Origin of the sequence: Photobacterium sp. SP02, assembly GCF_038519165.1 — a bacterium.
Lineage (GTDB): Bacteria > Pseudomonadota > Gammaproteobacteria > Enterobacterales > Vibrionaceae > Photobacterium > Photobacterium halotolerans.
The window spans coordinates 1-9785 of the sequence record NZ_JASJOJ010000091.1; the positions used below are offsets into that span (position 1 = coordinate 1).

General features: G+C 42.3%; 6 protein-coding genes. All 6 read right to left on the reverse strand.

Annotated elements, in window-relative coordinates; all coding sequences use genetic code 11:
* Positions 1-5: 5 nt before the first annotated feature.
* From P0Y67_RS21325 to P0Y67_RS21350, 6 genes are read right to left on the reverse strand one after another with little or no spacing between them, the layout of a single operon-like run.
* Positions 6-341: a hypothetical protein gene (locus P0Y67_RS21325; RefSeq protein ID WP_342393487.1), complete on the reverse strand. Its 336-nt coding sequence runs from the start codon at positions 339-341 to the stop codon at positions 6-8.
* A 41-nt stretch (positions 342-382) separates the two neighbouring features.
* A complete protein-coding gene (locus tag P0Y67_RS21330) occupies positions 383-721 on the reverse strand; it encodes a hypothetical protein (protein WP_342393488.1) in 339 nt (112 codons plus the stop codon).
* Between the two features lie 31 nt (positions 722-752).
* Positions 753-1085, reverse strand: a complete 333-nt coding sequence (locus tag P0Y67_RS21335) for a hypothetical protein (RefSeq protein WP_342393489.1) — start codon at positions 1083-1085, stop codon at positions 753-755.
* A 47-nt stretch (positions 1086-1132) separates the two neighbouring features.
* Positions 1133-1630, reverse strand: coding sequence for a hypothetical protein (locus tag P0Y67_RS21340; RefSeq protein WP_342393490.1), 498 nt, complete (start codon positions 1628-1630; stop codon positions 1133-1135).
* An 8-nt stretch (positions 1631-1638) separates the two neighbouring features.
* Positions 1639-9006, reverse strand: coding sequence for an RHS repeat-associated core domain-containing protein (locus P0Y67_RS21345; RefSeq protein WP_342393491.1), 7368 nt, complete (start codon positions 9004-9006; stop codon positions 1639-1641).
* Positions 9007-9008: 2 nt separating this feature from the next.
* Positions 9009-9338, reverse strand: coding sequence for a hypothetical protein (locus P0Y67_RS21350; RefSeq protein WP_342393492.1), 330 nt, complete (start codon positions 9336-9338; stop codon positions 9009-9011).
* Positions 9339-9785 lie beyond the last annotated feature (447 nt).

The window sequence follows — 9785 nt, forward strand, 5'->3', positions numbered from 1 at the left end:
AACAATTACCCTACCCGGTGAACACGTATCCAGGTATGTGCACAATCCCCTTCTTTGTCGTAGCCGATATTCACGGGTTTACCGGTTGCATAGGCTGTCAGCAACCGTGACAGTACCTGATGTCGGGTTTCACCAGGAGTGCTCGCGTCAATGGCGAACAAATCAGGTTTACAGCTGGGGTGTGATGTTGGCTGATTCTTCAGCAAGAAATAAATCTGGTTGCCATCCGTGTAAGTTAACACTTGCGTTACTACGCCAGTCATATTTGCATTGTATTCTGCATGTGAACTAAAAGATAAAAGCGACAACGCAACAATCAGTAATCTATTCCATTTTTTCATTTTATTCTCCAACCAACTTAACGTGAAAAAAACCAAGAGTGTTAGCTCTTAATCAACCACCAGCCTTCAAATTCGGTATTATGCGGCCATCCATCCACACACTTGGTAAAATTCAGATCGCCTTCCCAGCGAACCCGAACAACTTTCCCACTGGCAAATGCAGTTAACGCCATCGATTCATCCGACTTGGTTGGCATCCGAATCCAGTTCGTCACACCTTCAGGCGTGGCTACCTGAATAGACAACATTTGTCTGTCTGACCACTTATATACATTCTGAATTTTCCCTTCACACAGTACATCTGCACTAGCGAACGGCGTGCTCAGGAACCCAGCTGCAATAAATAACCCCTTAACCAAGCTTGCATGTTTTTTATTCATGTTTTCTCTCAATTAATAACAATATAGCCATTTAAAAGACTTGGAAATAGTAAACGCTATCTTCTGGCACCACCCAGTCACCGATTTCATTGCAGCGACTGCCGTTTTGGCTACCTGATACTGACGGGTGTTCATAATAAATAGTCACCTTCCGGTTTGACATTTTGGCTGACAGAGCAGCAGATAACCATGCTTTACAATACTCTTCGGATACATTACACAACTTGTGGACGCCAAAGCCGTTACTAACCAATAGGTTTGACCTGTCAACACCAAAATGTTTCACTTCGCCGGTGCAGTGGTAGTTGGCGTGGGCGGAAGTTGTAGCAAAAAACATAGCAGCAATTACTATAAGTTTATTCACACTATTCTCCTAACAACACTAATTATATTGCTTAGTTACCTATTTCATTAAATCTTAGTTAACCTAAAATCAAAGTCGCGACACTTTATAACCCAAACATTCCCTGATAAGAAATATATTGAATGTGTCAGAAGACCATCATCTCCTATTGAAAACTCATCTATACGCCAAGGGTCATAATCTTTGCGTATGAGAGAGCCTCCATACCCATATACAGCAATGTCATACACAGACTTATATATAAAATGGAGATGGCAATCATGATAAGCCCCTAGCAAAGTTAATTCGTACTCTGCAGATTTTTTTTCCCGAATAACAACGTCATATTCATTATCGAGACGTTGCTTTATGAGCCAGGCATCTTTAGGGCACCGCGGATCTCTTGCGTTGAAATACCAATCAGACTTAACAATATTTACAACATTTTTGGGGAGTTTATTTTTATTTATTTCAATGTAAGATTGATATCGCTTAAATGCTTCTTCAAACACCCCCTTTCCGGGGGTGCTCAATGCTTTTTTGTTAAAAAACTGTAACTCTTTCATTTTAGGACCTAATTATTATCAGGGTATATGACTTCAATTCCGTCTGGTTCCCAAGTTGAGCCTGCCCCAACTGAACCAACACCAAAACCTTCCCATAACGTCTGCCAAGGAGAGGAAGAATTGTACATATCAAGTCCTGTTACAGCCACCCCAACAAATGGCAGATATCTTCCGTAACCTCTTAACATACCTTTACCAATTTTTGCGTTATGAGGTATCCTACCTTGGCGACGAATCATGAATACATCTAACCCTTTAAGTATTCTAGCACTTTCATCATTAAAACCTTCAGGCACACCTGAATGCCCATGTTTATTAATCCAATCTCCATCTTGAAAAATCCCAACTTCATTTCCATTTTTATATACATGAATTTCATGTCGTGCTTCACCTTTATAAGGGTATTCATCAACAAAAGCTTCAAATCCATCTTTGAGATCATATCTCTTTTCGCTTTTCATCCGACTCTTATAAGCTAAGTCATCATTTAAAAGCCTTGAGAATGCACCCGTTAGCGCTCCATTTGAAAACTTTCCTCCACTAACAGAAGATGATGTACCACCAACTACTGCAGCAGATATCGCATTTCTAAATCGTTCACTAAATGTTTGAGGGCTCTCTACAAAAAATCCTTTTACATTACCAAGAGATTGGGTAATACCTGCTGACAAAAACCCATGGCCAAACTTACCACCATTTAGAACACTACTAACACCACCCGCTACACCATGAGCTATTACTTTTAAGAAACCCTGTCCCATATAATGAAGCCCACCGAAAGCGCCGCCAGTAAATGCGCCAATAACAGCACCTTTGAAACTTCCCGTTGCAACGGCACCTGAAATAAATCCAGTAATAGCACCTAAAGCAATAGCATTTGTTATTGCAAAATACGCGTTTAATAAATATGGAGCGTATACAGCAATTACAACAGCAGCAATAACCCGCCAGTACTTCTTAATTGTTTTAAACAACTTCTTAAAGAAATGTCCGCTTGGATCGTTGTACTTCATTGGATTATTCAGCACATAGCTATAGCGGTTAAACGACTGGCTATTGCTCGGTGCCTGAATAAAGGTATCTGCGCTGACAAACCGGCCCAGGGTAGCGTCATACATACGACCATTCATGTGGATCAAGTCCACTTCATCCACCTGCTCATGCCCGGTATAACCCCGGTTGGTCATTAAGGCCTGCTGTACAAACGACTTATCAGTCTCCCAGACAAAATCCCGCTCTTTGCCCCAGGCATCAAAATTGCGACGATCGACCACATTGCCCCAGATATCCGTGATGAGATCAGCACTGCCCAGCGCATCACTATGGAAATAGCGCAACTGCCTGTCGACCGATGCTTCAGTGCCGTTTTTGGTGGTTTTCTTGTCGATATTGAGCGCAACCAGCTTACCGCCAGCATTGATGAACTGCTTGTGTTCAACATCACCGTTGCTGTAATCAATCCGCTCGTAGGCTTTACCCAGATACCAGGTTTTATCCCCTTTATGATTGGTTTTCAGGTAGCGAGCTCTGTCCGGCCCATAACTGAAGGCTGCCCAGCTATCGCCACGGGTAATTCTGGTCGGTTTATTGAAGCTGCTCCATTCAAAGACACGACCGTCACCTTCGAGCATATTCCCGTTCAAATCGTATTGATAGGTACGATCCCCGGCACTGGTCACCGCGTGAACATGTTGTTTATCCTGATACGCGTAGTGGCCCACGTCCGACTTATAGGTGATATTACCGTTTACACCATAGTCAACGCTGTAGGTTTTATTAAACAATGGGTTATCACGATTAGCACCTATCGTATCGATAATTTTATTGGTCTTCAGCCGATCCAGAGCATCATAGGTATACGTCTCAGAGATACCCGTCATGATATCTTCCCGCAGAGTCACATTATCCATCGCATCATAGCGATAATGGAGCAGACGTTTTGCTTTCTTACCCTGATGTGTCGAAATGTTCTGCAGCTGGCCGTTCCCTTCGTTATAGTCGTACTGGTTGAACAAACCATTACCATAGGATTCAGCCGTAATACGCCCTTCTGCATCCAGGCTGTTCAGTTTCCAGTAGTAAACACGATTTTTGTGAATTTGCTGCTCTGTTAAGTCTGTCAGTTGCGCGTACTGAACTTGATTTTGTTCACTCAAGTTTTCATAGCGGGAAGCAACCAGTAAAGTCTGTTTGGTTAACGTCACCAATTGAGCAGCCGCTGCTGCGTATGTGGTCGCCTGCATGCGGGTATGATCTTCCACATATTCAAGACGTTGAATTTCAGACGCAAGCTGGTTCAGACGCTGAAAATACTTGCTGACCAGACTGTCATAAATCTGCGGCATCGCCTTGCTGATCGCCAAACGGGTCAGATCATAAACACCGTCATTATTGTAATCACCAAAGAACGCGCTCTCGCCTGTTGCCTCCAGGCTGGATACTTTACTCGTCCAGTCAGCCAAACTTACCTTGCTCAATTGGCCATCGACCAGCTTCAAGTGATATGACGGCGGTGTGATGATCGGAATACTGACATCATTGTGAATCAGGATAAAGTTGTCTGGCACTTCCAGATAAATATCGCCTGCCGAATCTCTGTAAACAGTCAGCGTTTTATGATTAACCTGATTATAAATATCAGATGTACCACCACTCACATTTTTTACCTGATCCAACAGCGAATTATACTCTTCACGACGTCGATTGTAGGTGATGGCCTGATTTTGCAGCTCTTTTGACTTATTCACATAATCAGATGCTTTCGCCAGCGCCTCAGCCAGCAAAGGCTTTATGACCTGGTTATATTCTGCAGGATTGAAATCGAGTTTAAACTGACTCGGCGCACCATAAACACCGGTTAACGCACCTGTAACGGCATCGTACTCATGTTCAAGTGTGAAGTTATTGGGCCGAACGTCTTTCACCACACGCCCAAACTTGTCATATTCAAATTCACGAGCGAATGTGTGATCAGCCGTGAAAATTTCTTCTTTGCGCAACTGACCAAAGCTCGTATAACTGAGTTTCTTCAGGTAGCCTGGTGCTTCTGAACGGATTAGCGCACCCTGCCAGGTTTCCCCACCATAGCTGTCGTAATACCATTTACTCTCAGTAAACTGACTTTTCGGTTGTTGGTTTTCAACAATGAGCTTTTCATCAACCCGCTTCACCATTCGGTTGAGCGCATCGTATTGCATGACTACGCTTTGCCCTTTGGCGTCCGTTTGTTTCAGCAGATTTCCGAACGAGTCATATTCATACTGCCAAAACCCAAGGTCAGGATCCCTTGTGCTTGTCTTGTTCCCCAAATCATCATAGGTATTGATGATAGTGGCACCACCCGCACCCGTTGCCATCGACAGATTACCGGTTGGGGTATATTGATTCTTCACACTTGCAGATAAAGGTTGATCAACCTGAATCACCCAACCCATTGCATTGGTAAAGGTCGTCTTTTTGCGCCCTAAGGCATCCGTTTCTGTGACCTTTAGCGGCTCGTAAACATAAGACGCATACACATCACCTTTACCAGCAGGGCCGGGTTCCGAGACAGATTGAATACGACCTAAAGCATCATAAATGGTATTCGAATATTGTGGTGTGTCACCCTGATAATACGGACGGCTGACTTTGACAATCTGATTCTTAGCATTATAGAAGGTATCTTTTATGATCCAGCGCTTACCGCCAACCGCCAGCGTTGCTGTGCGCCATTCTCGCTTAAATTTATCAAAGAATTGCTTAGCTTCACCGCCACCATCCGATTGGGTCACCACACAATATACAATCTGATTATTTGGTTTAAGGCTGCTGCACTGTGAATGACTCGCGGGCAGATATTGAACAGAAGTACTCAGTTGTGCGGCGGTTCCTTTGAGCACTTCTTTTTTCACTTCACGACCAAAATCATCGTAATAAGTGGCAGCAACCAGACCGTTACTGTCTTTGACAATTACTGAATTATTGTAGCGATTAATTATTTGAGTCGATGACTGACCCAGTGTATTGGTATTAATAACATTAACAAAATCACCCGCGTAAGTTTTTTTCACGGATGACGAGCGTTGAGATATACCGCCATTTCCAGCAAACCCAGTGATGAGTGAAGACTCAACAACCCCTTCATCATTGCGGGTATAGGTCGTTGTTAAGGCAAGCGGACTACCCGCAGCGGATACTTCTTTGAGCAACAAACCTGTCGTGGAATCATATTCAAACGATGCTTTTCTGACTTCTGTTTCGCCCTTAGCATCAGTGTGAACCACTTCAGATTCCAGCAAACGGCCTAAGTGCCATTTAGCGGTATCGTTCTTAAAGATACTCTTGGTTTGCTTGGTGAATGTTTCATTAGTTTGTGTCAGCGGGTTCTTCGCTGTAGTCGATACTGTAACCTTACCGACATTGCCAAATTTATCGATATCGGCATGTTCGGTAATGACAGTAGAAACCAACTGGCTATTCAGATCATAGCTCTGCTCAGTTGTTTTTTTCTGCTCGACTTGGTAAACACGAGCCGTCGACACTTTATTCACTGTTTTCGTTAAGGTTTGATAACCATGTCCATTCGAGGCTGTACCACTTGCAGAAATGACATAAGTGGCATCGGAAGGGCCATGCATTAGCGGTCTCAATTTTTCAATTTCTGCTGCTGACAAACCTTTTACTGAAGCAAAATGAGTAGGGTTCCCATTTTTATCATAAGAGTAAGCTCCGGCTTTACTGAATTCATAATATTCATGAGAAGGGATAACAACGGGGATCATTATATCCCCATGAATTGGAATGAATTTATCTGGTGCTTTTAAATAATCCTTACCATTGACATGGTACATTTCATACTTATATGTTTCTGCTGTCGACAATAACTCCACTTTACCAAAAATCGGAGTGAGACTCACCGTCTCAGAAATCTGTTGTTCATAATGGGATGCAGTCAAAGAAATAGAGTTACTAAACTCCGTTATACTTTTATTTAATAAGACAGACTTATTGCCAAAATATTCACGACTTTCTTTTATTGTGCCATTGAGCGGAAATTCAGTGTTGTAATAAGTTTCACGAACACGAGTCAATTGACCATCATTTTTCTCTTTCTGCTGTATCCACTTAAAGCCATAAAAACCATGACCAAGCAGGTCATAGCTTGCACTTCCATAAGTAAAGTCATACGTATTAAATCGATTTGAGCCAGCCCCATTTTCAGATTTAAGCTGTTTCACGATATACATGGGTCCGTAAGCATTCAATCTCGGAAACTGATAATTCAGCTTACGTTTATCACCTGGGTATAACGCATTTTTATGGTAAACCTGACCATCAAATAAAGTCGTGAAAGAAACAGAAGAGTAATGCCCTAACCCATTTATCACACCAGTAAACAAGTTTGGCGAAGGCTTTATCGTTGTATTTTCACTACAGCGAATATAGCTATTCGTACCTGATTTATCACCAACATGACGACAGTATTCAACATTGCCATCACTATTGGTATCGACAAACCAATTCTTATCTCTGTATCCCCAATCACCAACCTTATAAGTATAGTCTGCCCATGAACTACTACTACTCATGCTAGAGCAACGCATATAGGTATTAGGGTGATCGCCTACAGCACGACAATAGTCTTGCTTTCCGTCTTTGTTTAAATCCACCCACCAGCGTTTATCGCTATATCCCCAATCGAAGTTAGCAACTTCAAAACCCGTTTTCAGATCACTCACTTTACCAACGGAGCCAAGAGAACAGCGAAGCCGGCTATTGGCTCCAGATTTATCGCCAACGGCACGACAGTAATCACTGGCACCATCACCGTTGATATCCGTCCACCAACGACGATCGTCATAGCCCCAGTCATCAATATGAATATCCTTGGTGGCAGAAATTCTGTCGCCATTAAATAAATCGCATCGGAGTGTACCACCATTCCCTGAATCTGCTACAGAACGGCAATAGTCCGGAAAGCCATTGCCATCAATATCAGCCCACCAGGTTCTCTTGATATCACCCCAGTTAGAAATATTAAATTTTTTCTCGTAGAAAGAACGGCCATCTTTATTAATACTGCAACGTAATAAACTGCCGTCACTACGACAAAAATCTATCCGGTTGTCGCCGTTTAGGTCAATCCACCACCTTCTGTTTTTATCCGTTCCCCAAGAGCCAATATGAATCGAAAAACTGCTCACACCACTTGCTGAGAAATTCGAACAGTATAAATTGCTACCTGACAACGCACAGTATTCAGTTTTGCCATCATTATTAATATCAAGCCACCAGCTCTCACTTGCATCCTTATATTTAAAGGTATGAGTAAACGTACTCTCATTACCAAGTCTGCAGTCAATTCTCTTGGGGTTAAGAGCAGAAACACTATCAGTAGTGATTCGAGAGTATTTTTGACAGTAATCAAGTTTTTTATCAGCATCTACATCAACCCAAGCTCCATCAGATAGACCACTCGTTGACCAGTTTGGGACCTTGATTGCTAATGAGCGATTCAAACTATATGCTGAATTTCCGTTCCAGTGAAAATTGGTTTTCGGCAAACAGGTTCCGTTTGCGCTGCAATATTGAACAGAAGCAAGCCGTGTTGGTGTATTCGTACTGAAGTCTGCACCAGTGTATGATAAATTATAGTAATTCTTTACTTTACCATTTATCGCAATACTGACTTTTGAAAGTTTCTCGTACTGAGATTTTACTTTTCCATTGACTTTACTAATGAGGCCATTCTGTAACGAAGAAGTGTTTGCCTGATAAGTAAAACCTACGGTATAGGCATCATAAATAATCTGACGAATCAGGTTATTATTTGTATAACTGTACTTGATAACATTTTTCTTGGTTGTATCGGTAGATTCAGCCAGCAGCCACACTAAATTATCTGAGTCATTCTTATAGGTCAGCACATCGCCAGATTTTGTTTTCACAATAAACTGGCTACTAGTTCCAAGCGAATCGCCACTCAGCGTAATCTGGCTATATTGATCAATTTCAGTTTTGTAGCTTGACCCACTCTTACCACGCTGGCCTGACACTGAGATCAGCCGAGAACCGTCAAGGCAAAAATTATCTTCATGGGTGTAATTTGGTGAACGTTTGAAGCCATCTGTGCCTATGGTCGAACCACAGCGAGTAATTGCACTCAACCCTGACAGTGAAAAACCTGGGCCCAAAGCACTATAGCCGGATCCTTGGCTACTATAAGAAATAGATAATTGCGGAGTATTACCACCCCGTCCTTCAGGCAATTGTAGCGGTATCTGATACATAGCAGCACCAGAATCCACCAATAACTCGCCGGGTAAAGAGCCCACTGTGCTGGCGTATGAAAAAGGTACAAAGAGTGTGAGCAATGCCAACATGAAGCGATGCATTGTTATTCCTTATTCAAATATTGTTGTAATGAGGAAATGTCTTCATCCAGTTGATTGAGATCATAATCTTGAATGTCTTGCTGAAGATCTGAAGACTCTGAAAGCGTTTCCTGCTCATCCTTCAGAACAAGTTTTCTCAGTTGCTGAACACTCACTTGTGAGTTCAGCTTCTCGACAGAATATTTATCTTCGAGAAGTATGGGATCAGCAGGGTCCTTAGTGTACTCCTGCTCTGTAGGCTCTATCTCTTCGCCTGCGCTATGCCAGAGATAGTAATTACCAACAACCACAGCAAGCACTGTAGCTAATATCAAACCTATTATTGTTTTCATACCAACCAAGAAAGTGAGATTAAGTCACAAGCAACAATCAGGAATCCGTCATATTTTTGACGATTTACACCTGGTTACAAAGTGCAAATAATATCCATTATGGAAGCTTGAAGCTAGAGCATATTTATAGAATTAAGCCAGATTAGGCTATACCGCCTGTAAACAAGAGGTATATCATATTTCAACCTCACCCAATCACTGTTCAATAAACAAGCAAAACTTCTTCTTGCTCATCACAGGCTGTGTACAAATAAAACCCTTATCTCAAATAAACAAAGACCTCTTTCACCAATTCGGCATAAAGAATATCTCCGATATTACGTATAAAAAATGGCCATCAGTGTCAGTGATGGCCATTCTTGCAAAAACTAACAATTACCCTACCCGGTGAACACGTATCCAGGTATGTGCACAATCCCCTTCTTTGTCGTAGCCGATATTCACGGG

Bases quoted from the DNA above. Each gene is read 5' to 3' on its own strand.
- P0Y67_RS21325 (WP_342393487.1), bottom strand. From the start codon at position 341: ATGAAAAAATGGAATAGATTACTGATTGTTGCGTTGTCGCTTTTATCT.
- P0Y67_RS21330 (WP_342393488.1), bottom strand. From the start codon at position 721: ATGAATAAAAAACATGCAAGCTTGGTTAAGGGGTTATTTATTGCAGCT.
- P0Y67_RS21340 (WP_342393490.1), bottom strand. From the start codon at position 1,630: ATGAAAGAGTTACAGTTTTTTAACAAAAAAGCATTGAGCACCCCCGGA.
- P0Y67_RS21345 (WP_342393491.1), bottom strand. From the start codon at position 9,006: ATGCATCGCTTCATGTTGGCATTGCTCACACTCTTTGTACCTTTTTCA.
- P0Y67_RS21350 (WP_342393492.1), bottom strand. From the start codon at position 9,338: ATGAAAACAATAATAGGTTTGATATTAGCTACAGTGCTTGCTGTGGTT.